The sequence below is a fragment of the Chitinophaga pendula genome (genome assembly GCF_020386615.1).
Classification (GTDB): Bacteria; Bacteroidota; Bacteroidia; order Chitinophagales; family Chitinophagaceae; genus Chitinophaga; species Chitinophaga pendula.
Genome location: NZ_CP077769.1, coordinates 7,220,444 through 7,247,016, shown reverse-complemented (window position 1 = coordinate 7,247,016; position 26,573 = coordinate 7,220,444). Strand labels below are relative to the sequence as shown.

Genomic DNA, 26,573 nt, shown 5'->3' with positions numbered 1-26,573 from the left:
CACCATATACACCAGCAGACAAATTGTCAGCAATTGATAACGAGTTTGAGGCTGCGGAACAAAACAGCTACAACAATGCACTCCCTTTGGGGTATTGCATACTAACCGGGCGGAGTAATGATGACGGTGCGAAGTATTGCGGATAGCGGCGTGTTGTATCTCGAAACAGGAATTCAATTTACACAATCGGAAAAAGCAATGCACGGGCAGATGTGTTATATAAAAAAATCCCGCAGGTCTTCACCTGCGGGATGCATATTACATCGATTCACCTAAAAACTTATGCTTTCTTAACTAGTTTATACTCGATCTCAGGCTTACCTCTAACACCACCATCCTGGCCGAGACCCATGCTTACAAATTTCAGCTTGTAGTAGTTACCTGCCGCATCTTTTACTACGTAAAAGCGATCACGTTTGATACCCGTAGCACCACCATTCGGGCCGCCAGTAGTTCTCCATTTGCTGCCGATTGCATCACGTTTACCACTGAATACCAGTTTAGTATTCGTAACATCAGCCGCTGTAAAAGTATCGTACTTGAAACCATTTGCTTCGGTAGCTTCCGCAGCTGTTACACCTGCCAGGTTATTGATGAACACCAGGTCAGAGAATGTATAAGGAATATTGCCGTTAGTATCAGGATTGAATGTGAAATACATTGCCAGTCCCCATTGGATATCCCAATCTGCTTTTTTAGGCTCTACCACTACCAGTTTAGCACCGATAAAAGAGAAGAAGGAGAAGTTGAAAGCAGCATCTTTGCTGATGTCTGCTGTCTGGATCGTCGTTTCACTCAATTTGGCATACTGTAATTTATACCCGTTGCCATTGCGTACTACACGTACTTTATACCAGTCTTCTTTTTTTGTTGCCCCATCAGGTTTTATCAGGTACACTTTGTTATCTGCATCAGTAGCAGATACGGCAGCGATCACCGTTTTGGAAATATCGCCGGTAGCATCATCTACATACTCCAGTTTACCTTCACCTAGTGCAATTTCCAGGTTTATTGCCGCTGCGTCATCTACCGTTACTTTGGTAATATCATTTTTAGTAGTGGCAGTAGCTGCTGTGCTGGTATTATAGTTCAGTATCACACGATAATCATTGCCGCCGAAGAAACCGAGGTTCCAGCTGTTGCGCGCTACGCTGGCAGTACTATTACTGCTAAAATCTACATATACAGTATTGGTAGCAGAAGCACCACCGGTGCCGCCATCCAGGGTTATTTTAGAACCATCGGAAGGTGGAGGGATCACGGGTTTATTATCGTCGCTTTTAGAACAGGCACTAAATACGCTCACTGCTGCAAACAGCATCATTGCATTTCTGATCATCATTTGCTTATATTTTTTATAGGTTTTATTGTTATTGATTTATGTATTGCCGGACGTCACTACTAGCGATTCCAGCTAAAGTTGAGCCCCAGGAAATAAGACCTGCCATATGCCAGCGGCACAGGACCATTGGTGTTATGCCCACCGCGATTATCCATAACTGTATTGCGGAGGGTATTTATGTCAAACAGGTTCTTCACCCCTAAATTGAGCGTCACCAGTTTGTTGATCTTTTTGGTAGCAGTGAGGTCCATCCAGTGGAAGGCTTGCACTTCTGAAAGCAACACAGCAGCAGGGCCATTGGGGGTAGTACTGGCCAATACATACTCCGGACGTTTGCCAGTGAATTTATAGAAGGCGCTAAGGGTACCGCCCAGTTTGGGAAACTTCCAGGTAGCTCCTGTATTGATCTCCGCACTCCAGACAAACTGAGGAAGCGAACGGCCTTTTTCAACCTGTGTGGTGTCCTTGAAGAACTCATTATATCTGCCGATGTAGGAAAATCCGGCTGACAATTGCAGGTTATTCCAGTTCAGGGTACCCTCCAGCATACCGCCGGTCGTCTTGAATTTATTGACGTTGATATATGTAAATATCCTGGGATCTTCTGCGCTTTTTGCCGTAGCGATCAGGTTATCGAAATTGTTGTAAAAGCCACTCAACGTTATACTTAACCGGGTCCTTTCCTGATGGACAGGACGCCAGGTCAACGAGCCGGTAAAGCTGTTGGAATGTTCTGCTTTCAGATTGGGATTACCTTTGATAGAGTGGCTGGCATCGAAGAAATAAAAGTACAACTCGCGCAATGCCGGCGCCCGGAAGCCGCGTGCATATCCCAGCCGCAGGTCAATATCTTTGGTAATAGCAAGCCTTGCATTCAGTGAAGGTATCACCGGTGGTGCATCATAAGCGGAGTTTTTGCTGAATCGCAGTCCCGGCCGTATATTCAGAATAGATAACGGTTTGATCTCAGAAGAAATGAAGAAAGCATAGTCAGCGATAACTGGCGTACCTTCTATACGTTCGCCTCCTGCAGCATCACGTTTATATTCTATACCGGGCTGAAAGGACACGGCAGAGGAAAAACGATATTGGGCAGTGCCGCGGAAGAACCAGGTATTGAAAGTAGAAAGCGCCTGCGCCCCAGGTTGAGGGTCTGGCTGCGAAGTCCCATCCACAAAATTGATGATATCGGATTTGGTACGGCGTTTATAGTCCTGGTAAGATACTATGCCGTTGAAACTCCAGGCATCATTCAACTTATACTCGGCTTGTCCCTGATGGGTATAACGATTGGTGATATAATGCTGATCTGTCGTTTTTCCATTTGCCGGGTTGATGTTGCCTCCGCTCCAGATATCTTCATTCAGGTAATCCAGGCGATACCAGGCTTTCCAGTTCTTCTTGCCATAGCCGAAGGAAACATTCCCCAGCCATTGGTCTTTGGGGCTCCATTCTTTCTTACGGCCTGAATTGCCACCTTGCCATCCCCCAAAGTTATTGCGGGTTACGCCGGCGCCGGCATACCATCCCTTACGTTCCCAGTTGACCTGCAGGTTTTCGTTATGCACCCCTTTTTTAGTAAAGGCATTGTATTCGTTGCCTACGGTTTCCTCCTGTACACGGGCGGAAACAGACAACCGGTCTTCTCCGCTGCTTTTACGGGTAATAATGTTGATCACCCCAGCCAGACCGTCGGTACCATATACCACGGACATAGGCCCTTCGATGATCTCAATCCTTTCTACTGTATTGATATCTATCTGCCCGAGGCTCTGTTTGATGTCGCCACGGTCAACGACCGGAACGCCATCGAGTAATATTTTGACGTTGGCGCCCCCCATGCCCATCAGTTCGATGCGTGTTTCGCCCAGCGCGAGATCATTGGAAAGGCGCACACCCAGTTCGTTATTGATCACCCCTATGATATCGGTACCACCCCGTAGTTTAATACGTTCATTGCTGATAGTACGTACCCGCTGTACAGCATTACGCATGGATTGCGGTTCGAACTGGCCGGTCACTACCACATCATCCAAGTGATATTGTGCGACTGTCAGGTGGGTTTGTGGTACATCGGTTGTATCTCCGGCAGTTAACACAACAGGGATTCGTTGTTCCTGCTGGCCTACAGCCCGTACGATCAGTGTTTGTTTGCCGGCAGGTGCTTTAAACCGATAACGCCCTTCTTCGTCGGTGCTGGCACCTTTTGCAATACCACTCACGTGCACGGTTACCCCGGCAGCGGGAGTATTTCCTGCTGTAAAGACACGCCCTCTTAATACGGCGGTAGGCTGTTGGGCCTGTGCGAACAGGCAATTGGTTATACAACTAACAAGGAGTAAAATATACAGTTTCATGCACTTGCGAAAACGCTCTTTATCGCCCAGCAAATGGCAGGCTTTTATCATCCGGAATTGTCATCAACAGTGCTGCTTTTACAAGCGGCACAGCTGTACACAGACAGGTCAGTCCAAAGGATCTGCCTGAACCATCTTATTGCTGAGAGCAGGGATAAAAAATAACAAGCATCACCGTTATAACGGCGTGCATATCTTGCGGCGGAGCAGGATTTAACAATGCAAAGGAAACTATTTACCATGGCCGGCCGTGGTCCAATCAGGAAAATGATTTACGCAAAAGGGAAAATTAGTCCATGACACAACGGCCATGGACCTATAGGAATAGAAGGGACGTTGATAGCATAAACCGGGCTATCGCCTGCAAACAACATTGTAGCTATGGCTTTAACAAGCAAATAGCACCGGTCCAATACAGTGGTTCTCTAGGTAGGATAGTTATAATTTCATCTGTAAGGTTTTGCTGATTTTCTTAAACGTACAGAGGCGAGACATGCAATACTGTCCGGTCAGGGCGCTGCCGGGATCAGTAATTACATTGATAAATACCTGGCGGAGTACCCGGTATCGTATTGCTAACCAGATAGAACCGGTTAACAATACAAAAGTAAACAGCTGTTCATTTATCGGATACGCAGATCGGGAAAACTATTTACGCAAAAAGGTAAAAGACAATGGGAAATAACCCGTTGGTTATTATTATTCAATGGAAGTAAGTTGTACCAGTTCTGCTGCAGTAAATACCCGCGACCGGGTTAGAAAACGAACACCCAAGGGTATTTCAAGCGAGAAACTACTACCCCGGCCGGGAGTTACATCTAATATCAGCTGTGTATGTTTCCAGTATTCAAATTGGTCCCTGCTCATATAGAAGGGATAGCCGGCCACTTCGCCCAGCAACACATCACTATTACCTGTTTTAAATTCCCCGGCTGTAAAACACATCGGCTGAGAGCCATCGCAGCAGCCCCCGCTCTGATGGAACATCAGTGCACCGTGTTGTTCTGTCAATCGTTCTATCAGGGATAGCGCTTTATCCGTGGCTACTATGCGTGCTACTTTCATGAGACACCTGGTTTGATTAAAAACATAGGGAACGGCAGTATCCATGCTGCCGCTCCCCCTCATAAGTCATCCACATCAAGTCCTAATCAGTTAGAAGAATCCCAGCTTCTGCTTGCTGTAAGATATTAGCATATTTTTCGTCTGTCGATAGTGGTTCAACATCATCTTGTGCGTCTCCCTGCCAAAACCTGATTTCTTATATCCTCCGAAAGGTGCATGTGCAGGGTACGCATGGTAACAGTTCACCCATACACGACCTGCCTGTATCGCTCTCGGTACCTGGTACATTTCATGGGCATCACGCGTCCATACACCGGCACCAAGTCCATAAAGTGTATCGTTAGCGATCTGTATCGCTTCTTCTGTAGTTTTGAAGGTAGTTACACAGGTTACCGGTCCGAAGATCTCCTCCTGGAATACCCGCATCTTATTGTTGCCTTTCAGGATAGTCGGCTGTACATAATAGCCGTGTTCCAGGCCACTGTTTTGATGGTATGCTTCACCTCCTGTCAATACCTGTGCACCTTCCTGCTTACCGATCTCCAGATAGCTCAATATCTTATTGTATTGGTCTTCCGAAGCCTGTGCCCCCATCATCACGGTACCATCCAGCGGATTACCCATACGGATGGCTTTTGTACGCTGCACTACCTTGTCCATAAATTTGGAATAGATATTTTCATGTACCAGTATCCTGCTGGGACAAGTACATACTTCTCCCTGGTTCAGGGCGAACATTACTGCACCTTCTACGGCTTTGTCAAAAAACTCATCATCGGCGGCCGCTACGGATTCGAAGAAGATATTAGGGCTTTTACCACCCAGCTCCATAGTTACCGGGATCAGGTTCTCCGAGGCATATTGCATGATGAGCCGCCCAGTGGTTGTCTCACCAGTAAACGCGACTTTCTGCACGCGGGGAGATTGTGCCAGTGGCTTGCCCGCTTCCGGACCGAAGCCGGTCACCACATTGAGTACACCGGGAGGCAGCAGGTGACCGATCAGTTCCATCAGGCACATGATACTGGTAGGCGTCTGCTCCGCGGGTTTCACCACAACGCAGCAACCGGCAGCCAGCGCCGGGGCTACTTTCCAGGTAGCCATGAGCAAGGGAAAATTCCATGGAATGATCTGTCCTACCACACCGATTGGCTCATGCAGGTTGATGCTGACGGTAGTGTCGTCTAACTCGCTGATATGTCCTTCTTCACTACGGATCACACCCGCAAAATAGCGGAAGTGATCTACCACCAATGGCAGGTCAGCAGCGCGGGTCTCACGGATCGCCTTACCATTATCGATGGTCTCTATGGTTGCCAGCAGCTCCAGATTGTCTTCTACCACCTGGGCTATTTTCAGCAGGATATTGCTACGATGTGCAGCGGCAGTACGGCTCCATTCCGGAAATGCCTTATGCGCAGCATCTACCGCTTTTTCTATATCTTTTTCATTACCTCTGGCTGCCTGGGTAAATACTTTCCCATCGATAGGGGAGACATTGTCAAAGTATTGCCCTCCCGCAGGAGCCACCCATTGTCCACCTATATAATGATCATATTTTTCCTTAAAAGAGGGGCGTGCTGCAATGTTTGTTTGAGGTGCAGTTGCAGTGGAATTACTCATAACGGCAGGAATTTTAAATGGTGAATAGATACCCTCAATTTTCACCAAAAAAAAACATTACCGCCCCACAATTGTATCTTTTTATAGCACGATTGTACCCCGATTTTAGTAACTTATGGATGGTAGTCCTAACTTGTAACAAATCATTATCGTCATGCCGGTCAATAATCCATTGCAACATGTAGCACTCACTGCTCCCAGACAGCTGCAGACACTGGTAGAGAACAGGCGGATATTCAACCTCCAACACTGTGAGCTCAACATTTTCGAGAGCTATGAACAGGCTTACCAGGTTCCCCTGCTGTTCAACGACTTTGTCATTACCAGTATGGTGAGGGGCAAAAAGGTCATGCACCTGTTTGACGACGCCGGTTTTGACTACCTGCCCGGCGAAACCGTCATCGTACCCGCCAAAGAACAAATGCGGATCGATTTCCCTGAAGCCGCTTCCGACAATCCCACACAATGTATTGCCCTGGCCATCGATGCCAGCTATGTCCATAATACGGTCGACTACCTCAATAACTATTACAATAGTGCTAAAGATGAACGGGTAGACTGGCAGCTGCAGTTCTCCCGTTATCACTTCGGTAATGATACCGAAATAGCAGACCTACTGAATAAACTGATCCGTATCTGCAGCAGTGCCAACAAATCCAAAAATATACTGGCAGACCTGTCAATGAAAGAACTGCTGATACGGCTGATACAAAGTCAGCATGTAGAGAATGTAGCGATCGCCAGCGAAAAGGAAAACAATAGTAGCCGTGCACATCACGTATTACACTATATACATCAGCATCTGTCTGAAAAGATTGCTATCGATGCTTTATGCAGCAAGGCTTACATGAGCCGGAACATGTTCTTCAAATGGTTCCGTGAACAGTTTGGCATTACGCCACTGGAGTATATCAATGCCGCCCGTATCAGGATGGCGAAAACCTTACTGGCAAACCTCCAGCAGGATATTAAGTCCGTCAGCGCACATTGCGGGTTTAGCGATGTCAATTATTTCACCCGGGTATTTAAAAAGATAGAAGGTATTACACCAGGTGCTTATCTGACTTGTGTCATGGGGGAAAAAGAGTAATGCTATACTCCTAGGCGTTCCAAAATATATTGATCTACCCAAAGTGGTATTTCATCACATTCTTTTAGTCTTTTTTTCCGACATAGAGCACAGTTCCTTTCTTTAGTTTCCTTACTTTTTCCTTTCCTATCACTTCTATCACCCTTGTTATTTTTCCTCCAGGCATTTCCCTTACTACCCAGCCGTCCTCCATGTAGGTTACCAGGATCCTCATTGCCCTATTTTCATTGATGACATTTAAACCCGGCCAATCTCTCCAGTTCCATAATAAACTGGCGATTACCGACCTCTTCAACATCCCCCAAGTCTTCAATTTGGGTCCAATTTTTCTGACTGCCATGTTGATGACGTACAGATCTATTTGCTGCATTACGCCAATTTGAGCAAAGGAAAAAAACGCTACAATCAATAATAATGAAGTAATTATATGAAAAACAAAAGGCCTGAATCGTATCTGACAGATACCATTCAGGCCCTTGGTGTAAAAACCAGTCATCAACTATCAAAGGGCAACAGCCACTCCGGCCAACCTGGCTTTCCCGCTTTTAAATAAAACCGGCTGTTACCATCCTGGCTATCACTGCTTTGATAATGATGTATGTCAATATGTACAAGCAAAGCTACTTACTATGCCAGCGTCGCCAGCAGGTCTCTCCAGGCTTGCAGCTCCGGAATACCGGGCTTACGTTTACCGAAGAACTGTACGATCATCTCCCCTGCCGCATCAAATACTTCGAGGGAAGTCACCCCGCCTTCCGCAGGTTTATCCACTACCCAGCAACCGGCGATATCCGTTAATTTCAGGTGCAGGTTGAATGCAGGGTCCATCACATTGATCCATCCAGGGATCTCTACGATCTTCTCTACCGGACCGGTATGTATCTCGATGTTACCGGCATTGCCAACAAATACCATGATCTCCAGACCACTGGCAGCCGCTTTCTCCAGCAAAGGCTTTACACTGTCGTTAGCCACTTTACGGGCAAAACGGCCGGTAGCGATCTCCAGTGCATGCTGACGGGCTACCTTGTATTTCATCAGCAGCGGGAAGAAGTCATGTGTATCTTTCAACTGTGCCCATTCTTCCAGGAATGCTGCTTCGTCAATAGTTGTTTCATATACCTTCGGTGCAGGGGCGGGTGTTACTGCTATGGCCGCCGGTTGCTCCGCAGCCGGAAAAGCTGCCACCAGGCGATCCCAGGCAGCCAGGTCCGTCTGTGCTACACTGTATATCTTGATCACCGCGTTGCCCTGCCCGTCAAATATTTGGATCGAACGTTTGAAGCCAATGCTCTCATCGTCCATAACTGCGAAGCCAAATATCCAACGGGAGAAGAACATACGTAGATCTATATCGGGCCCTACTACTACACCCACATGAGCATTGTCTACCTGTACATCTTCAAACACACCTTTACGCTCTATCACACAGCTTTCGTTACGGGTGAGTACCATCACCTTGCCTATCTGCGGTAGCTGACGCAGCAGCTCCCGGAAATCGTTACGCAGGTGTACCACGGAAGCACCGGTGCAAGCCGCTACCAGCTCGCCTTCGCTTACCTGTAACTGACGCGCCGCATCGCGGATACGTGTCTTTGGATGCTCCTGACGGAAAGCAATCCATTGTTCTTTGAGTGTGGGGAGGGTCGTTGTCTCCATTGTATTAAACTATTTTAATAGCCTCCTGGGCTGATGAATAATGATGAGTGCCGTTGCCGGCAGTGACGATAAGTGGGTATTCGCACAATGGATGTTGCAATACGGAGACGGCAATACCAAAACAACTTTCAATATTGTCGGCAGTCAATACCTTGGCGACATTGCCGTCGGCATATACATGGCCCTGGTGTAGTAATACGATCCGCTGCGCGTAGGCCGCTGCCAGCTGAAAATCGTGTAGCACGGCCACCACCAATACGCCTCTGGCCGCTAACTGGGACGATAATTGCAGCGCTATCTGCTGATGAAGTATGTCCATACCCGTTACTGGTTCATCCAGCAGCAGCATTTTACGACCGGCGTAATCTACTGCATCGATATCTGGTGCCTCCAGCAACTGTGCCAATACACGCGCCATCTGCACTCGTTGCTTCTGTCCGCCGGACAGGGTAAGGAAAGAGCGATGCCGCAGATCGTATACCTGTAAGGTCTTTAATGCGTAGTCAATGATCTCCTGATCCAGTGAAGCAGCCTGGTAGCCGTATACAAACCGGCCCATACGGACCACTTCTGTAACGGTAAAAGGCAACGTGAGGCTCTGCTGCTGAGACAAAACAGCCCGCATAGTAGCCTGCCCCTCCACAGGAATATCCTTTAATGCTTTCTTGTTAAACCGGATCGTCCCTTTGTAATGTGAGTATTCTCCGGCCAGCGTTTTCAACAGCGTAGATTTACCCGCTCCGTTGGCGCCCATCAGCACACATAACTCACCCGCGGGTGCGTCAAAACTCACCTGCCGCAATATGGGCATATGCCCGAGGGATAATGATATGTTATCTACTTGCAGCATCTTATATCGCCGTTGTACGTTTTTCTTTAATGATCAGCCAGATGAAGAAGGGTGCTCCTATGATAGCTGTAACAATCCCTACCGGCAATTCGGCAGGCGCTACAACCGTTCTGCACAGCAGGTCTGCTCCTGTCAGCAGGATCGCGCCGGTAATCGCCGAACAAGGGATGAGTAGCCGGTGGTCTGCACCTGTGAACTGCCGTACGATATGAGGTACGACCAGCCCTATAAAGCTAATGATACCTGCTACCGCTACGCCGGCTGCTACTGCCATTGTGGAGTAAATGACCAGCTGCGTTTTCAGTCGCCCGACTTTTACGCCACTATGCATCGCCTCTCTTTCTCCCAGCGCGAATACATTCAGCGCCTGTCCCATCCGGGGTAACATAACAGCCGGTATCAATATGAATGGCAATACCGCCAGCACCGTCTGCCAGCTGGCGCCTCCCAGGCTCCCCATTGTCCAGAAAGCAATGCTACGCAACTGCTCGTTGGAAGAGAGATAGGTCATCATACTGGTGATAGCATTACACAACGCATTTACAGCAATACCGGCCAGCAGCATCGTCGTCATCTGCGTCGTACGGCCATAGGCAGAGATGCGGAATACAAAGAGCACAGCTAGTGCCGCCCCTATAAATGTCGCGATATTCAGGGCATAAAAACCCAGGACACCGTTGAATTGCAAAAAAGGAATGGCACTCTGCAATACGATCATCATGACAGTGGTCAGCGATGCACCAGAGCTTACACCGATAAGACTGGGATCTGCCAGCGGATTCCGGAATAATCCTTGTAAAGCAGCCCCTGCCAGCGCCAGCCCCGCGCCTACCAGCACCGCCAGCACTACCCGAGGCAACCGGATGCTCCATAATACACCTTCCATACTCTCATCATAGGTTACCGGCAAAGAGATCCCCACTTGCTTCAGGAGGATCGCTACCACCTGCCCCGGCGATACCTGCATAGCGCCCGTACCCGTGGCAATGATCACCATGGCCAGCAATGCTAGGGAGAGTAACCCCGTACTACCAATACTTCTTATCTTCTTATTCACTAGGCGTTGATCTTCTGAGACAGCTCACGAATAGCGGCCACCACACGTGGGCCGAAACCGGTCAACAACTGACCATCCATTACCACCACTTTTTTTTGTTTGCCAGCAGTCGTCTGAGATACACCTTGTACTTTCAACAGGCCATCCACACCGCCCATGCTCTCCAAACCAGAGTCGAACATCAGTATCACATCCGGATTGGCAGCTACCAGTGCTTCCGCCGTCAGCGGCTTAAAATCTTTAAAACTACTTGCCGCATTGGTTCCTCCTGCCAGGGCAATGATCTTATCTACCGGTGTTTCCGTACCAGCGACCATCATCGTACCAGCGCCGCGGGCATATATGAATAATACTTTCTTTCCTTGTTTGGCAATCTTCAAAGCCGACTGCTGCTGATCCAGCTGTTTATTGAGCACCACTCCCTTTTCAGGTACACCTAATGTAGCCGCCACCGTAGTAATCAATTGTTTGGTACCGTTGATGGAATAATCCTGTTGCAGGATCACCGTCTTTACGTTCACACGCTTAAACTGTTCGATCACACCAGGCGACAGGAAAGCAGCTGTAGAGATGATCAGGTCTGGTTTTAACGCCAGCACCGGCTCCGCAGAAATAGTACGGTTGTGCCCTACGTTAGACAACTGCTTTACACTGGCGGGATAGGTGCTCGTTACATCTACCCCTGCTAGGCTTTTTTCAAATCCCAGCGCACAGATGATCTCGGTAATAGTCCCGTTGAGCGAAACGATCCTTTTATATGATTGAGCTTGTGTATTTACCGCGATAAAAATACCAGCCAGCAGCAGGCATACGGCAAACAAACTTGATTTGCGTAACATGTCAGTTAGTTTGTTATTGTTTTTTTAAGATGAGTGACGTACACGCCTGCTTTAAAAAAAGATAGTTGACCCTACCCGGGGTTCGGGCCAACCACCACCTACCGAAACAACTACTCCGCCGTGCTTCGGCAAGTTTCTTTGATGCGCACACAGCATACCTCATCAGGCAGTGATCAACGATCATCAGCCAAATGATATATCACGGTGTTATACCAAAATTGCAGGCAAAAAATAAGCAACGTAACAACTGCTGCAGGCAGCTTTTACTATTGTACAGGTGGCGGAGTAGTAGCGTGAGACAAAGCTAGGTCATAGAAATGTAAAAGTTTGATCAAATCGGGAAAATTAAAGCCGCTTTTTACGCAAAACGAAAAACAAGGGGTCTGACAGAAAAGTTATCACCATTTAAAGCACAACCTTGACAAGAATTATGTATAAGAATCTACAGATTAACTATTTATAATGAGGTTTACGGATTGCAGCATAAATAGCGCGAGGCAATAATGAACTAAATCGACGGCAGGTTGTTCCCTAATTAATACGACCGTTTGCATTCAATTAATATTTGTGTTCTACCATTCAAACCTATTTTGCCATGGATTGGGATGAAATATTGGATCCATTTTCTCACCTCTATCAGGAAACATTACGGGAGCAACAGCAGATCGTCAATGTACAGGATGGCCTTATCGCAGCTGCCAGACAGCTCGCCGAGGAACACTATCCTGAGATCTATCACCTGGAGGCAGAAGGATACAAAGCTTTAGAAACAGTGATTATCAGCGCCTGCGTGCGGCTGTCCTGTCAGATCAACGATGTGATTCTTAAAAATCAAAGCGTCTGAACCGATCTGTTCATGGAGGGGACGTTATAGTAATAAAAAAGACACTGTCACTCTACCTTCAGTAGTAATTGCCGTGTATTAATACCGGCAACAATTCCATAGCCGTTTTGCACATTGGAGAATACACGCGTAGGCTCCGAAACGACCAGTCCGGTAATACCTCCCTGGGAACCGGCCGTCTGTAGATAATGATACGCTGATTCTGATAACGCACTGATCTCTGCAATGATGTACTTATCATTGATGACGTCCTGTGTCTGTAATACAAACTGTATCTTCCTGCCGTCAAATCGACTGTCGCCGATCAACAGCGTATTGTAATAACTACTGGTCAACTCTGCCAGAAAAACAGTATTATAAGTAGGGTCCAGCCGATAAGCCACCGTAGCTTTAGGACGTATAATACCCAACGCAGCAGCATCCTCATCTGCCTTGAACAACCGTATACGATAGTAATTATCAACTCCTTCCCAGTCTTCCAAAAGGAAACTCACCCGGTTCGCATTACGCTGCGCATAAGCATTGGTGATCGTAGCTACCGCAGGAATCGTATCAGATGCCTCCACCGGCGTCAATCCCTCATTGGCTACCTTGATGGTATACCGGTTACCGCGTGCAGCCGGCCTTTTTGAAACAAAATATCCCTTCCCCTTGATCTCCTGCCATTGCAACACCCCTACATCATTGCCGTTTTCCAACAAATGCACCTGCGCGGAAGACAGTGTAGGAAACTGATCCTCACTGTATACCGTTACCGGCACACTCTTGGTCACCCGTATATACACCGGACTGTCCGGTTGTATAAAACTGTTCACCACGATACGATCACCTTCATACGGAACATTCAGCTCCGCTTTCTTCTCACAGGCACTGAGTGTCATATATAACGTTATCCCACCAACGAAAAAGCGTTTCATGTACATAGCTTTAGAATTTTATGGAATAGGTAACACTAGGTAATATCGGTAGTATACTGAACTGTGTCAAATAACGCTGCTTCTTCTCCTCATCCTTTTTCATATAAAGGAAAAAGGGATTCCGCCGGTTATAAGCGTTGAACAAGCTGAAGTTCCAGCTCTTTACCCACCACTTCTTTTGTTTCGTATAAGTAAAACTGATATCCAGCCGGTGAATATCCTGCGTACGGAAACTGTTCCGCTCACCCATGTAATCCACCCGCCCGGGCGTTTCCACCGGCGTATGAGGAGAGGGCTCCGAAATACCTTCATAACTGCCTATCGCCAGTGTCACCGGTAGTCCCGTACTGTAACTCCAGGAAGCAGAAGCCTCCCAATGCTTCCCGAGACGCTGTATCAACACCAGCTCCAACTCGTGACGCCGGTCATATTTGTATGGGAACTTCCTCCCTTTATTTACATCGTTAAACTGACGCTCCGACCAGGCCAGTGTATATCCTATCCATCCCCGGAAATTGCCTTTCTTCTTACGTAATAACAACTCACCACCATATGCCCAGCCATGACCAATCGCTACCCGCTCATCCCAACGCTTGGCTCCGGAACCACTACCGGTGGAAAAGAAAGAAAGGTCATCCCGGTATTCGATCACATGATCCATCGTTTTGTAATACCCTTCCAGCGAATATTCAAACATGCCATTCGTACTGGTCTTCGCCGCACCAATCGCCAGCTGCCGGGAAAACATAGGCATGACCCTCGGCGTCGAAGGCACCCACAGGTCCGTGGGCAACATAGTCCCATTGTTTGTCAGCAAGTGTATATACTGGTTCATATGTGTATATGCCAACTTCAAGGCCCAGTTGGCCGGCATCTGAAAACGGGCTCCCAACCTCGGCTGCAGAGAACTGTAGAAACGACCTTCCACCAGGAACGACGACAAATGCAATCCCAGATTCACATGCAGGTGCTTCAACAATTCCCAGTCATCTTCTGCATAAACACTCATCTCCACCCCCACCGTCTTCGCATTGCTCATCATCGTATCCTGGGGATAGTTGGCTTGCTGCTGACTTTTGAACAATGATACCCCGGGCGTAAAGATGTGCGTGATCACCCCGCCGCCAAACCGGATAGAGTGCTTCGGATGCGGCCGGTAATCAAAATCAATCTTGGCCAGCGCATTCTGTATCTGGGAATAATACTGCCCATACTGGTTGGAGATCTCATTGAGATCCACAGAGCTGTACTTATACTCGTAATCTGTCTGGAAATAATATTGGGAATAGTTAAGCGTCACATTGGAGAACAATTTGGGATGAAATACGTGATTCCAGCGCAAAGCAGCCGTCACATTCCCCCACTTCAGCCGGATCCCGGCATTCTCTTTATAACCAGAACCACCGGGCAAATTATTACCACGCTCGGCCGTATTCAGCTTCAGCTTGTCCTGTCCGCCATAAGCACTGAAATACAACCGGTCCTTGGGGGAAAAGATATGATTGACCTTGATATTAGCATCAAAAAAATAAGCCCCAATATAGCCGTCATCAGTATTCGTGTTATTCCACACCAGCTGATTCATCAGCAGGTCAGTGTACGAACGACGGGCCGAGACCATAAAAGAGGTCTTCTCTTTTTTAATAGGTCCTTCTACCATCATCTTGGCAGCGATCAAACCCAATGCCACCTCTCCGTGATACTCCTTCATGTCGCCATCTTTCATGGCAATATCAATCACAGAAGACAACCGGCCACCAAACCGGGCAGGAAATGCCCCTTTATAGAGGTCCGTATTTTTTACCGCATCCGCATTGAATACCGAAAATATCCCCAGCAGGTGCGTGGAATTAAATACCGGCGTTCCATCCAGCAGGATCAGGTTCTGATCCGGGCTGCCCCCTCTCACGTTGATCCCCCCGACACCATCCATCCCACCAGACACGCCGGGCAGGCTCTGTATCGTCCGTAATATGTCCGCCTCTCCCAGGAATTTAGGCATGGACTTCACTTCGGCCGTAGGGATACCGATCTTACTCATCTGCGTCTGCTGCTGCAAATGTGGCTGCAACGCCTCCGATATCACTATTTCCTTCAGGCTTGCCAGCGGCCCCAGCGACACAATGATACCTTGTTTGGTCTTGGTAATCAGTTCCACCGGCTGATAACCGATATAAGAAGCCCATACCCGGGCCGTATCGGCCGGCAGGGTCAGACTGAAAAAGCCAAATGCATTACTGGTAGTGCCCAATTGCAACGATGGGCAATAAATAGTGGCCCCGATCAGTTTCTCTCCACTGTTCACATCCTCCACATATCCGCTGTAAGTCACCCCCTGCGACTTACGCAGCGTCAATACGATCTGATCGCCTATACGTTTGAACGCTATATTATTGGGCACAAACACGCTTTCCAGCACCTGTCGCAGGGGCCGGTCATATGCTTCTATACTTACTTTCCGGGAGAGGTTCACAATTTCACGGCTGTAAGAAAATGGAATACCATAGCCTTTTTCCAGCAACCGACAAATCTCCAACAACGGCTGATCCTTCAATACTACAGTAACCCTGGTGTGCCAGTCCCATCCCATCACCTGTAAGGGAAGACACAATAACAGCGTCCCCACCAACAGTTTTCCGGCAATTGACATATAACGGTAATCTAATTTATAGGGTAAATAAATACAGTGAGCATCCTCCGGATGTACAGGAATTTTGTGACAGGTGCCATATTTTTATCTTCAAGTTACTGTCAGATTGCACATCCCGGTATCAGATACTGCTGTATGGTTGCTTAATACTTCCTTTTTTGCACCGGGTATTGGTCATAAACGAAACGGCAAATGATTTATTACGCACATTACTCATAAAGACACCGATGGTGTGGTTAACCCCTATGACTAAAATGATAAATATTAACAGAATTAATGCCTCCGCATGTCCATTCCTCTTCCAATAAGCGAACCCACCTGTTGACAGCGGCACAAAAATAACCGCTCCAATGCTAAGAACAATAACTAACAAAAAGTTTAATATGAGCCGGATAAGTCACACACGCTCCTACCCGCGCTGGGGCCCTGCCGCTATATTCCGCGTACGTTTGTTGGGGCTAGGGTCAACAAATATACCTAATTCCCCTCAGACCCCCTACAGTAAAGCAACTCCAGCCAATCTCACTGCAGTCTGCCATACAGTATATATACACATTACTATCATCACATCTCGCTCTTTATTATATTTGCACCACCATGTACGGGTTAATCAAGAAAATACTGTTCCGCGTCTCGCCGGAAAAGATCCATCATCAAGTAATGCACGGTTTAAAGTGGGCACATAGCCTGCCGCTGGGAAAACAGCTGATCGGCAAATTTTGTAGCAGCAATACGCCAGGCCTGGAGCGCGAACTCTGGGGGCTGCGCTTTAAAAACCCGGTAGGACTGGCCGCTGGCTTTGACAAAGACGGTAAATATACCGACGAACTGGCCAGCCTCGGATTCGGATTCGTAGAAATAGGCACCGTCACCCCACTGCCACAACCTGGCAATGAACTGCCTCGCCTGTTCCGCCTCCCCACAGACCAGGCCCTGATCAACCGCATGGGCTTCAACAACGAAGGCGCCACCGCCGCAGCCAAAAGACTCCGTAAAAGAAAATCCGATATCATTATCGGCGGCAATATTGGCAAAAACAAAGTAACCCCCAACGAAGACGCAATAAGCGACTACGAAAAATGTTTCCATGCCCTCTTCGATGTAGTGGACTACTTCGTTGTGAACGTGAGCTCTCCCAACACTCCCAACCTGCGCGCCCTGCAGGAAAAAGAACCGCTGAAACAGCTGCTGCATCACCTGCAGACACTCAACACGGTAAAAACCAAACCCAAACCCATCCTGCTCAAAATAGCGCCCGACCTGACCAACGAACAACTGGACGACATCATAGAGATCGTTCAGGAAACGGGGCTGGCCGGACTCGTTGCCACTAACACCACCATTAGCCGGGAAGGACTGGCAACACCTGCCGATACCGTCGCCGCTATCGGCGCCGGCGGCCTCAGCGGACTTCCCGTCAAAGACCGGGCTACCGCCGTAATCCGCTACATACACCAACGGAGTGGGGGCAGCTTTCCTATCATAGCAGTAGGTGGCATCTTCACCGCAGCAGATGCCCGGGAAAAACTGGAGGCAGGTGCCTCCCTGGTACAGGTCTATACTGGATTTATCTATGAAGGCCCTACCATCGCCAAAAAGATATGTGAAGGACTGGCCAACAATCAATAAAGTATATGCCGCCCCGGCGGCCGCGAACTAAAACTATGGCACCGTCATTGCTGTCACAACGACCGGTGGCTGTATTCAGCTGTACAATCATCAATCTATCATGGAATATTTACTGACCGCAGAATCGCTTATCAGTTTACTCACCTTGATCATTATGGAAGTGGTACTGGGTATCGACAACGTTATCTTCGTATCTATCGTAATGAACCGCCTGCCAGACGCTAAACGCCTCCAGGCACGCCGGATATGGATGTTCACCGGCATCGGCGTCCGCATCATCCTGCTGCTCTTCATCGGCCGAATCGTAGCAGCCACCGGCGCCCTCTTCCACATCGGCGACCACGGCTTCAGCCTCCGCGACCTCATCATGCTCGCCGGCGGCCTCTTCCTCCTGGTAAAAACCACCATGGAGATCCACCACAAACTGGAAGGCGAAGAAGAACAAAACCTCCAATCCGGCAACAAACCGGGTAAAGGCGTAACCCTCCTCAACGTAGTAGGACAGATCATCGTGATCGATATCGTCTTCTCCTTCGATAGCATCATCACCGCTGTCGGACTGGCCAAACACGTCCCCATCATGATCATCGCCGTTATCATCGCCATGATCATCATGTTCCTGTTCGCCCCCCGTATCAGCAACTTCATTCACAAACATCCCACCCTCAAAATGCTGGCACTGTCCTTCCTCGTCATGGTCGGCGCCATCCTGATCGTAGAAGGCTGGGATGCCGAAAAAGCACACGATCTGCACCTTAAAAACTATGTGTACTTCGCCATGGCCTTCTCTTTCATCGTCGAACTGCTCAACATGCGTATGCGCAAACAACCGGCTAATCCCGTTCAATTGCGCGAACCTACCATCAAAGACGAAGACAATAAATAATCACCTTCTTATAAACACAAAAAGCGGGTCGCAGGACCCGCTTTTTTTATACCTACTTACTGGTATTATTCGTACATATTACACTACTTTCTGGTACTATTCACACATTAAAAGCACCCAACGCGCTGATTATCAAATAGCAAATACTGTAAAAAATGCTCAGGTCCACCTATCCCATATCATTCCCTTAGTTCTCCTGTATCATTTGTATAAGCAACCCTCACCCACAGCACCTTTCCCCGCTACTGATGATTAAATAGTACACAGGCCACCATCCCGGCCGTCTCCGTACGTAACCGGGTATCCCCCAGCGATACCGGCGTAAATCCTTTATCCAAAGCCAGTGCGATCTCCGCTGGCGTAAAATCACCTTCCGGTCCTATCAGGATCAACGCCCCTTTACCGCGCTGTAACTGCTGTTGCAAAGGTTGCTTCTGCTCCGGCAGACAGTGAGCGATCAACCGCTGTTCATCCTCCGCACTGCCGACCAGCTGATCGAATGCTATAGGCGCCGTCAGCTCCGGCAGATAATATTGCTGCGATTGCAACATCGCCGATACCAGGATATTCTCCAGGCGCTCCGCCTTAAAACGTTCCTTCTCCCCACGCTGCGTCAGCAAAGGAATGATACTTTGTACCCCTATCTCTGCCGCCTTCTCCAGGAACCACTCTATGCGGGAGGCATTTTTAGTAAAGGCGATCGCTATCCGCAGCGGATGCGACACCGCCGCCGCCTGCTCGTACCGGCTCACCTGCACCACCGTCTTCTTACGGTTATCATCGGTGATGACCGCCGTATATCTCCCACCCCGGCCGTCCGCCAGCATGATCTCATCGCCGGTAGCATGCCGCAGCACCTGTATGCAGTGTTTGGACGCCGCCTCATCGAGGGTGAAAGTTTTACTATCCGGTGTAATATCTTTTGTATAAAAGGTAGCCATAAACTTAACTATGAAAAAACAGGCTGCAAAAATACGACTTACCCGTCGCCAACAAGATTATAACTCCAGGTTCAGCTGCCGGCTTTTATAATGGAAACGGAAGAATAACAGGATAGAAGCGGTCAGCAGCCCTATCAGCAAGCCCCACCAAACACCCTGCACGCCCAGCCCCTGGTGGATACCCACCCAGTAACCGATCGGCAGCCCCAGCCCCCAGTAGGCAAACAACGTAATGACAGTAGGGATCTTCACATCCCCCATACCGCGCAATATTCCCAATCCTACCACCTGCGTACCATCAAACAGCTGGAAGAACGCCGCAATGATCAACAGGCCGGCAGCAATGCTGATCACCGTCGTATCCTGTATATACATGGCCGGCAGCAGATGCCGCCCCAACATGAACACCAACGCAGCCACCCCCATCAGTACCAGCACCATATGGTAACTGGCTATCGCGGAAAGACGTAGCTCCTTAAAGTTGCCGCTTCCCATCAGGTTGCCGCTTTTAATACCCGCCGCAGCCGATACGCCACTGGCCATCATATACGTAATAGAAGCCAGGCTGATGGCAATCTGGTGCGCCGCCAGTTCTTTAGCACCTATCCAGCCGATCATGATTGCCGCACCACTGAAAGCACTCAGCTCAAATATATATTGCAAGGCTACGGGAGTACCGATCCCCAATATCTTACGGAAAGTAGCGCCGGTCAGCTCCTTAAATCCAAAGGAACTGAGATAAACCTTGAAACGAGGCGCCCTCAACACATAGATGGCCATAGTGATCCCCATCAACAAACGGTCTACGAAAGTGGCGATACCTACCCCCACCACGCCCATACGGGGAGCACCGAAAAGCCCATATACCAAAGTTACCCCGATCAGGATATTAATAATATTACCGATGATACTGATATTCATCGCCTGCCGGGTGAAGCCCAACCCTTCGGCAAATTGTTTAAAGGTCAGGAAGATCATTAGCGGCAGAAAGGAAAAACCCAGGAAACGCAAAAAGGGCTTCGCCTGTGCAGCCACTTCAGCAGATTGCCCCATATGGGTGATGTAATTACTGCCGATAAAGATGACAGAGAAAAGTAGTACCGCTACGATACTGTTGATAATAAGGCTATGGCTGAGCAGGCAGCCGATGTTGTGCCGGTTGCCACGCCCGTTTTCCTGGGCGATCAATGGCGTAAGCCCATAGGACATGCCGATACCAGTTACCATGAAGATGGTGAACATACTGTTGCCCAGCGATACGGCCGCCAGGGGCACAGGGCCGGTATGACCAATGATGATACTGTCTGATAATGCGACCAGGGTATGTCCCAGTTGGGAAATGACTACCGGGTAGGCTAAACGAAAATTACTCCTGTACTGTTGCTCATACTTTTTTAGCAGTGGTTTCATTGGATGAAGCTATTTATGTGGAGAATATAGGTACTAAAGCGGACATAAAAAAGAAACGGAGAAGGGGCACTCGCCCCTTCTCCGTTTCGTGTTAGCTGGTAACTATATTTACCGGTTAAAAAGGTGCATCTTCAAATCCTTCGTCAAAGTCCATGTCATTCATCTTGGAGCCTTTCTGTATATACAGTTTGGCTTCATCCTGACCGCCGCCGCCATGATTGCGCATGCCGGCAAATGGACTGTCTCCGCCGAAGGAAGGACCGCCGCCCGGGTTCTCCAGGCTGCCATCGTCTTCAAAACGCTGGAACTCCAGTACGGCCCTCAGCTTGATGGTATCCAGCTGACCGTTACGGTGTTTCGCAATACGTACGTGGGTTTCTCCCTTGTTGGACTCCCCCATTTCATTGGCGGTGATCTCGTAGTATTCAGGGCGGTAAAGGAACATTACCATGTCGGCATCCTGCTCGATCGCACCAGATTCACGAAGGTCACTCAGCTGTGGCATCTTGTTGCCGTCTTTTCTTTTCTCCACATCACGACTCAGCTGCGACAACGCGATCACGGGTACGTGCAGCTCCTTCGCCAATCCCTTCAGATCCCGGGAGATCTTACTGATCTCCTGCTCACGGTTGGTATTCCGCCCGTCGCCACCGCCACTCATCAGCTGCAGGTAGTCGATGATGATCACCCCTACGCCATGGTTGTGTACCAGCCTCCGGCATTTGGCACGGAGTTCGAAGATATTGAGGGCCGGCGTATCATCGATAAAGATCGGCGCTTTAGCCAGGCGTTCAATACCGTGGGTCATCAGCTTCTTCATCTCATACTCCTCCAGCTTACCACGGGATATCTTCTCCAGTTTTATTTCTGACTCGGCAGACAGGATACGTTGTACGATCTGCCCCGAGGACATCTCCAAGGAAAACACCGCCGCACCTTTGGCAAAACGGGGGTGCAAAGCGGCATTACGTGCCAGGTTCAGCGCGAAAGCGGTCTTACCCACAGAAGGACGCGCCGCAATGATGATAAGGTCGGTAGGCTGCCAGCCATAGGTCACCTTGTCCAGCGACGGGAACCCGGAAGGTACGCCCGTGATATCATCGCCTTTATTACGCAGGTCCTCTATCCGCTTCATCGTATTCACCAACACCCTGTCGATGGAATCATAGTTCTTACGCAGGTGATTATTGGTGATCTCGAACAATTTAGACTCAGCCGTATCCAGGAGATCGAACACATCCGCCGTATCCTCATACGATTCAGACAGTATCTCTCCGGAAATACGGATCAGCTCGCGTTGTATGAATTTCTGCAATACGATACGGGCATGCGCCTCGATGTTGGCAGAAGATACCACCGAGTTCGTCAGCCGGGTCACAAAGAAAGGACCGCCCACCGCTTCAAGGTCTCCACCAGATTTCAGTTCTTCTACTACCGTCAGGATATCCACCGGCATCGACTTGGCAGCGAGCCGGGTCATAGCGATAAATATCTTCTGATGTGCTTCTACATAGAAACATTCGGCTTTCAACACCTCAATAACGGTATCAAAGGCGCCTTTTTCCAGCATAATGGCTCCCAACACAGCCTCTTCCAGCTCTTTTGCCTGCGGAGGTATTTTACCGTATACCATGGAAGAAACGTCTACAGACGGCTTCCGCCGCATATTTCGGTCTTTCTTAAGATTGAGATCCATTTATGGTATGTAAATTAAATGAGTTATTGAAAATAGTTACTGTCAATGGTGTACCGGCTATTACAGGGTCTCCCCGTCGGATAAAAACTGGTTGGTTAATCCTTGCTCTTTAATGCTGTTCCCGTTAAAGTTGAGCTACCTCAGATATGAACCTTTTACCATCTTTTACATTCCCGAATATTATCACAACTTTAAATAATTGTAAACTTTTTGGAGCCGTAAAAACTAAGGTAAAGGCATTTTTTCATTTAATCCTGTTTAAAGCAGTATTAATTTTATTCATGCTTTTCAACACCTTATTAACACGCAAAATGACAGTTATACACTGACTACATATCGGTTATTCACTTCTCCTTTCGGAAATCAAGAACAAAGGTCACAATTATTCACATACTTTGTGCAAAAAGATTTCCAGGCCGTTTGTGTAAAAAATCCCAAAAAGTTCTCCGGAATTTTCAATACCTCCTCCCCACTTGACACCACCGTTTTTAAACCTTATAATACCCGCAAACCAAGGCCAAAATCCCGAAATCTCTAAATCATATATTAACTTTACGCCCCCGGCCCATGCCGGAAATGACTAATTCTAGCTGCAAATGACAATCTCGTACAACTGGCTCTGTGACTATCTGCCGGTAAAACCGGCCCCTGAACAATTATCTGTGATCCTCACCAGCGTAGGTCTGGAAGTGGAAAGCCTGGAACGGTTTGAAGCCGTAAAAGGTAGCCTCCTGGGCCTGGTGATCGGAGAAGTACTGACGGTAGTACCACATCCTAACGCAGACAAACTGAGACTAACAACTGTAAATACCGGCGGCACCGAGCCCTTGCATATCGTATGCGGCGCTCCCAACGTAGCAGTAGGCCAAAAAGTGGTAGTAGCCCCTATCGGTGCCACCATCTATCCTGCTGAAGGTGAACCCCTTACGATGAAAAAGGCCAAGATCCGTGGCGAAGAAAGCCATGGCATGATCTGCGCCGAAGACGAAATCGGACTGGGTAGCAGCCACGACGGTATTCTAGTACTCGACCCTGCCCTGCAACCCGGTACTCCCGCCAGCGAAGTATTCCATCCCCAACAGGACTGGATATTCGAAATAGGCCTCACCCCCAACCATATGGATGCCATGAGCCACATCGGCGTGGCAAGGGATATCTGTGCCTACCTCAACAACGTAGAACAAACACAACAATACCAGGTACAGCTCCCGGCAATACCAGCGCTGACACCAGCGGCAACACCCGCTCCGGTTACTGTCAAGGTCGAAAATACAGATGCCTGCCCCCGCTATTGCGGCGTAAGCATCTCCGGCATCACCGTAGGCCCTTCCCCCGAATGGCTGCAACAGCAACTCCAGAGCATCGGCGTACGCGCCATCAATAATATCGTAGATATCACCAACTTCATCCTGCATGAGACCGGTCAGCCACTGCACGCCTTCGATCGCCAGGTCACCGGCGGACAGGTGCTGGTTAAAAACCTGCCCCAGGATACGCTCTTCACCACCCTCGATGGCAAAGAGCGTAAACTGGATGCCCGCGACCTGCTGATCTGCAATGGCAACAGCGAGCCGATGTGCCTGGCCGGCGTATTCGGCGGTCTGCAATCCGGCGTAACAGATGCCACTAAAGATATCTTTCTGGAAAGCGCCTGGTTCGACCCTATCACCACCCGCGCCACCTCCATGCGTCATGGCTTGCGTACCGATGCAGCCACCCGCTTCGAAAAAGGGGTCGACATCTCCGGTACCCTCTACGTATTGCAGCGCGCCACCGCCCTGATCTGCGAACTCGCAGGCGGCCAGATCGCCTCCGACTGGATCGATAGCTACCCCCAACCCAAACAAAAAGCCACCATCTCTACCACCTGGCAATACCTCACCCGCCTGAGCGGTAAAGACTATGGCCAGGAAAAGATACTCAGCATACTGCGCAGCCTGCGTTTCGACATCCTTGACAGCAATGCAGAAGGACTAACCGTAGCCGCTCCGTTCAGCAAACCGGATATCACATTACCTGCCGACGTATTGGAAGAGATCATGCGTATCGATGGCTATGATAACGTCGAATTCCCGGGCGAAATGCGCATTGCGCCCACCATCTCCGAACAGCCCGACAGAGAAAAGATCTATGAAAAGATCGCCGACTACCTGGCTGCCAACGGCTTCAACGAGATCTTCAACAACTCCATCACCAACAGCAAATACTTCACACCGGAAGTGCTGGAGCATACCGTGAAGATGTTGAACAACCTCAGCGCAGAACTGGATATCATGCGCCCTTCCATGCTGGAAACCGGCCTGGAAAGTATTGCCTACAACCTGAACAGAAGAAATGAACACCTGCTGTTCTTCGAATTTGGCAAGACTTATGCAGTAGGCACCAACGGTTACGAAGAAACACCACATCTCTGTCTGTACCTTACCGGTAACAAAACCACAGAGACTTGGCTGCATAAATCCAGCCCCGTAGATTTCTACTTCCTGAAAGGATACGTGATCAACATACTGACACAACTCGCACTGAAAGGACTGCAATGGGCAGAAGCCGATAGCAGCGACCTGCAACATGGTTGGCAGATCAAGGTGCAGAACAAACCCGTAGTAACATTGGGTGCAGTAGCTGCCACCAAATTGAAACAGTTCGACATCAAACAACCGGTATGGTACGCAGATATCAACTGGCAGGTGCTCCTAGGACTGTTGCAGAAGAAAGACAGCTTCTATAAAGAGATCCCCAAGTACCCGTCCGTTCGTCGCGACCTCGCACTGGTACTGGATCGCCAGGTGAAATTTGCCGCAGTAGAAGCTGCCGCCAAAGGCGTAAAATCAGCTTTGCTGCAACAAATCAACCTGTTCGACGTTTTTGAAAGTGAGAAGCTGGGCAATAACAAGAAGTCTTACGCGGTCAGCTTTACCTTCCAGGACACGCAAAAGACGCTCACCGATAAGGAGATCGATACCGTCATGGAGAAGCTCGTGAAAGCATTCGAAAGCCAGCTGCAAGCTGAGATAAGAAAATAGATCATCGTCTGCAGGCTACGGCCTGCAGACCGTAAACTATTCGCAAATGGCACTGGAACAATACATACAAAGCATAGAGGATAAGGTACAACTGTTGCTGAAGAAACTACAGCAGATACAGTCAGAGAACGTATTGTTGAAAGAGCAGCTGCAAACACGCGACCAGGACATACAGTCGCAACAAGTGACCATTGCAGCACTGGAAGACAAACTACGGCTGGTAAAAATAGCCGGCGCCGCACAAGGCCATCCTGCCTCTGCTACAGAAGATGAAGAGTTTAAGAAAGAAATGCGCAGCAAGATCAACGACTATATCAAAGAGATCGATAAATGCATGGCAATGCTGAACGCTTAAAAGGAATTTTCTGACTGATTAATTGTGATTATTATGGATCCGCTTATTCCTGTTAACATTGTAGTGGCTGACCGGTCATACCGTATCAAAATAAAGCCGGAAGAAGAAGAAGAAGTACGCCGCATTATGAAGGAAGTGAATGAAAAGATCATTGAATTCAAAACCGCGTATGCCGGTAAGGACCTGCAAGACTACATCGCCATGGCCCTTATCATGTATGCCACCCACCCCGTGACAAGCGGCGGTAAAGCACAAGCCGGCATGGCTCCCTTCCTCCAGGAAAAACTACAACACCTGGAACAACTACTAGAAGAACATCTGAAATAATTGACAACTGACT

21 protein-coding genes are annotated in these 26,573 nt (G+C 48.7%); 7 read left to right on the top strand and 14 right to left on the bottom strand.

Features of this window, described 5'->3' with window-relative positions; all coding sequences use genetic code 11:
• Nucleotides 1-280: 280 nt before the first annotated feature.
• The 4 genes from KTO58_RS27360 to KTO58_RS27345 all read right to left on the bottom strand — a co-directional run bounded on the left by KTO58_RS27360 (nt 281) and on the right by KTO58_RS27345 (nt 6,387).
• Nucleotides 281-1,342 (bottom strand): HmuY family protein, encoded by a 1,062-nt coding sequence (locus tag KTO58_RS27360; protein ID WP_095836353.1) that lies wholly within the window; start codon nt 1,340-1,342, stop codon nt 281-283.
• Between the two features lie 59 nt (nt 1,343-1,401).
• A complete protein-coding gene (locus tag KTO58_RS27355) occupies nt 1,402-3,699 on the bottom strand; it encodes a TonB-dependent receptor (protein ID WP_157752712.1) in 2,298 nt (765 codons plus the stop codon).
• Between the two features lie 699 nt (nt 3,700-4,398).
• Nucleotides 4,399-4,764, bottom strand: a complete 366-nt coding sequence (locus tag KTO58_RS27350) for a DUF779 domain-containing protein (protein ID WP_095836356.1) — start codon at nt 4,762-4,764, stop codon at nt 4,399-4,401.
• A 90-nt stretch (nt 4,765-4,854) separates the two neighbouring features.
• Nucleotides 4,855-6,387, bottom strand: coding sequence for an aldehyde dehydrogenase family protein (locus tag KTO58_RS27345; RefSeq protein WP_095836357.1), 1,533 nt, complete (start codon nt 6,385-6,387; stop codon nt 4,855-4,857).
• Between the two features lie 154 nt (nt 6,388-6,541).
• On the opposite strand from KTO58_RS27345, the gene KTO58_RS27340 reads away from it, so the two are divergent.
• A complete protein-coding gene (locus tag KTO58_RS27340) occupies nt 6,542-7,477 on the top strand; it encodes an AraC family transcriptional regulator (RefSeq protein WP_225859943.1) in 936 nt (311 codons plus the stop codon).
• Between the two features lie 64 nt (nt 7,478-7,541).
• Here the strand turns inward: KTO58_RS27340 and KTO58_RS27335 are convergent, their stop codons facing one another.
• From KTO58_RS27335 to KTO58_RS27315, 5 genes are all read right to left on the bottom strand, one after another.
• On the bottom strand, nt 7,542-7,847 hold the full coding sequence (locus KTO58_RS27335) for a hypothetical protein (RefSeq protein ID WP_157752713.1): 306 nt from the start codon (nt 7,845-7,847) through the stop codon (nt 7,542-7,544).
• A gap of 257 nt (nt 7,848-8,104) precedes the next feature.
• The gene (locus tag KTO58_RS27330) at nt 8,105-9,136 is read right to left on the bottom strand and encodes a hemin-degrading factor (RefSeq protein ID WP_095836360.1); all 1,032 of its coding nucleotides are present in this window, start codon (nt 9,134-9,136) and stop codon (nt 8,105-8,107) included.
• A 4-nt stretch (nt 9,137-9,140) separates the two neighbouring features.
• Nucleotides 9,141-9,986 carry a heme ABC transporter ATP-binding protein gene (locus KTO58_RS27325; RefSeq protein ID WP_095836361.1) on the bottom strand — a complete coding sequence of 282 codons (846 nt, stop codon included), beginning with the start codon at nt 9,984-9,986 and terminating at the stop codon, nt 9,141-9,143.
• A 1-nt stretch (nt 9,987) separates the two neighbouring features.
• The gene (locus KTO58_RS27320; RefSeq protein ID WP_095836362.1) at nt 9,988-11,043 is read right to left on the bottom strand and encodes a FecCD family ABC transporter permease; all 1,056 of its coding nucleotides are present in this window, start codon (nt 11,041-11,043) and stop codon (nt 9,988-9,990) included.
• Nucleotides 11,043-11,882, bottom strand: a complete 840-nt coding sequence (locus tag KTO58_RS27315) for a heme/hemin ABC transporter substrate-binding protein (RefSeq protein WP_095836363.1) — start codon at nt 11,880-11,882, stop codon at nt 11,043-11,045. Before KTO58_RS27315 ends, KTO58_RS27320 begins: the two co-directional genes overlap by 1 nt.
• Nucleotides 11,883-12,477: 595 nt before the next feature.
• On the opposite strand from KTO58_RS27315, the gene KTO58_RS27310 reads away from it, so the two are divergent.
• Nucleotides 12,478-12,726, top strand: coding sequence for a hypothetical protein (locus KTO58_RS27310; protein ID WP_095836364.1), 249 nt, complete (start codon nt 12,478-12,480; stop codon nt 12,724-12,726).
• Nucleotides 12,727-12,773: 47 nt separating this feature from the next.
• Here KTO58_RS27310 and KTO58_RS27305 read toward each other — a convergent pair whose 3' ends face one another.
• Both KTO58_RS27305 and KTO58_RS27300 read right to left on the bottom strand, forming a co-directional pair.
• Entirely contained in the window at nt 12,774-13,643 is an 870-nt protein-coding gene (locus KTO58_RS27305) for a DUF4249 domain-containing protein (RefSeq protein ID WP_157752714.1), read from the bottom strand.
• 10 nt (nt 13,644-13,653) lie between these two features.
• A complete protein-coding gene (locus KTO58_RS27300; protein WP_095836366.1) occupies nt 13,654-16,293 on the bottom strand; it encodes a TonB-dependent receptor in 2,640 nt (879 codons plus the stop codon).
• A 597-nt stretch (nt 16,294-16,890) separates the two neighbouring features.
• On the opposite strand from KTO58_RS27300, the gene KTO58_RS27295 reads away from it, so the two are divergent.
• Nucleotides 16,891-17,922: a quinone-dependent dihydroorotate dehydrogenase gene (locus KTO58_RS27295; protein WP_095836367.1), complete on the top strand. Its 1,032-nt coding sequence runs from the start codon at nt 16,891-16,893 to the stop codon at nt 17,920-17,922.
• A gap of 100 nt (nt 17,923-18,022) precedes the next feature.
• On the top strand, nt 18,023-18,808 hold the full coding sequence (locus KTO58_RS27290) for a TerC family protein (RefSeq protein WP_095836368.1): 786 nt from the start codon (nt 18,023-18,025) through the stop codon (nt 18,806-18,808).
• 242 nt (nt 18,809-19,050) lie between these two features.
• Here KTO58_RS27290 and KTO58_RS27285 read toward each other — a convergent pair whose 3' ends face one another.
• The 3 genes from KTO58_RS27285 to dnaB all read right to left on the bottom strand — a co-directional run bounded on the left by KTO58_RS27285 (nt 19,051) and on the right by dnaB (nt 22,855).
• Nucleotides 19,051-19,749, bottom strand: coding sequence for an RsmE family RNA methyltransferase (locus KTO58_RS27285; protein ID WP_095836369.1), 699 nt, complete (start codon nt 19,747-19,749; stop codon nt 19,051-19,053).
• A gap of 57 nt (nt 19,750-19,806) precedes the next feature.
• On the bottom strand, nt 19,807-21,159 hold the full coding sequence (locus KTO58_RS27280) for an MATE family efflux transporter (RefSeq protein WP_095836370.1): 1,353 nt from the start codon (nt 21,157-21,159) through the stop codon (nt 19,807-19,809).
• Nucleotides 21,160-21,274: 115 nt separating this feature from the next.
• Nucleotides 21,275-22,855 (bottom strand): replicative DNA helicase, encoded by a 1,581-nt coding sequence (dnaB, locus tag KTO58_RS27275; protein WP_095836371.1) that lies wholly within the window; start codon nt 22,853-22,855, stop codon nt 21,275-21,277.
• Between the two features lie 596 nt (nt 22,856-23,451).
• Between dnaB and pheT the strand changes: the two genes are divergently transcribed.
• The 3 genes from pheT to KTO58_RS27260 are packed head-to-tail and all read left to right on the top strand — an operon-like array spanning nt 23,452 to nt 26,560.
• Nucleotides 23,452-25,878 carry a phenylalanine--tRNA ligase subunit beta gene (pheT, locus tag KTO58_RS27270; protein WP_095836372.1) on the top strand — a complete coding sequence of 809 codons (2,427 nt, stop codon included), beginning with the start codon at nt 23,452-23,454 and terminating at the stop codon, nt 25,876-25,878.
• 46 nt (nt 25,879-25,924) lie between these two features.
• Nucleotides 25,925-26,233: a hypothetical protein gene (locus KTO58_RS27265; protein ID WP_095836373.1), complete on the top strand. Its 309-nt coding sequence runs from the start codon at nt 25,925-25,927 to the stop codon at nt 26,231-26,233.
• A gap of 33 nt (nt 26,234-26,266) precedes the next feature.
• Nucleotides 26,267-26,560 carry a cell division protein ZapA gene (locus tag KTO58_RS27260; protein ID WP_095836374.1) on the top strand — a complete coding sequence of 98 codons (294 nt, stop codon included), beginning with the start codon at nt 26,267-26,269 and terminating at the stop codon, nt 26,558-26,560.
• Nucleotides 26,561-26,573: the final 13 nt, after the last annotated feature.

Coding starts and splice junctions, on each gene's coding strand:
- KTO58_RS27360 (WP_095836353.1), bottom strand. CDS start 1,342: ATGATGATCAGAAATGCAATGATGCTGTTTGCAGCAGTGAGCGTATTT.
- KTO58_RS27355 (WP_157752712.1), bottom strand. CDS start 3,699: ATGAAACTGTATATTTTACTCCTTGTTAGTTGTATAACCAATTGCCTG.
- KTO58_RS27350 (WP_095836356.1), bottom strand. CDS start 4,764: ATGAAAGTAGCACGCATAGTAGCCACGGATAAAGCGCTATCCCTGATA.
- KTO58_RS27345 (WP_095836357.1), bottom strand. CDS start 6,387: ATGAGTAATTCCACTGCAACTGCACCTCAAACAAACATTGCAGCACGC.
- KTO58_RS27340 (WP_225859943.1), top strand. CDS start 6,542: ATGCCGGTCAATAATCCATTGCAACATGTAGCACTCACTGCTCCCAGA.
- KTO58_RS27335 (WP_157752713.1), bottom strand. CDS start 7,847: ATGCAGCAAATAGATCTGTACGTCATCAACATGGCAGTCAGAAAAATT.
- KTO58_RS27330 (WP_095836360.1), bottom strand. CDS start 9,136: ATGGAGACAACGACCCTCCCCACACTCAAAGAACAATGGATTGCTTTC.
- KTO58_RS27325 (WP_095836361.1), bottom strand. CDS start 9,986: ATGCTGCAAGTAGATAACATATCATTATCCCTCGGGCATATGCCCATA.
- KTO58_RS27315 (WP_095836363.1), bottom strand. CDS start 11,882: ATGTTACGCAAATCAAGTTTGTTTGCCGTATGCCTGCTGCTGGCTGGT.
- KTO58_RS27310 (WP_095836364.1), top strand. CDS start 12,478: ATGGATTGGGATGAAATATTGGATCCATTTTCTCACCTCTATCAGGAA.
- KTO58_RS27305 (WP_157752714.1), bottom strand. CDS start 13,643: ATGAAACGCTTTTTCGTTGGTGGGATAACGTTATATATGACACTCAGT.
- KTO58_RS27300 (WP_095836366.1), bottom strand. CDS start 16,293: ATGTCAATTGCCGGAAAACTGTTGGTGGGGACGCTGTTATTGTGTCTT.
- KTO58_RS27295 (WP_095836367.1), top strand. CDS start 16,891: ATGTACGGGTTAATCAAGAAAATACTGTTCCGCGTCTCGCCGGAAAAG.
- KTO58_RS27290 (WP_095836368.1), top strand. CDS start 18,023: ATGGAATATTTACTGACCGCAGAATCGCTTATCAGTTTACTCACCTTG.
- KTO58_RS27285 (WP_095836369.1), bottom strand. CDS start 19,749: ATGGCTACCTTTTATACAAAAGATATTACACCGGATAGTAAAACTTTC.
- KTO58_RS27280 (WP_095836370.1), bottom strand. CDS start 21,159: ATGAAACCACTGCTAAAAAAGTATGAGCAACAGTACAGGAGTAATTTT.
- dnaB (WP_095836371.1), bottom strand. CDS start 22,855: ATGGATCTCAATCTTAAGAAAGACCGAAATATGCGGCGGAAGCCGTCT.
- pheT (WP_095836372.1), top strand. CDS start 23,452: ATGACAATCTCGTACAACTGGCTCTGTGACTATCTGCCGGTAAAACCG.
- KTO58_RS27265 (WP_095836373.1), top strand. CDS start 25,925: ATGGCACTGGAACAATACATACAAAGCATAGAGGATAAGGTACAACTG.
- KTO58_RS27260 (WP_095836374.1), top strand. CDS start 26,267: ATGGATCCGCTTATTCCTGTTAACATTGTAGTGGCTGACCGGTCATAC.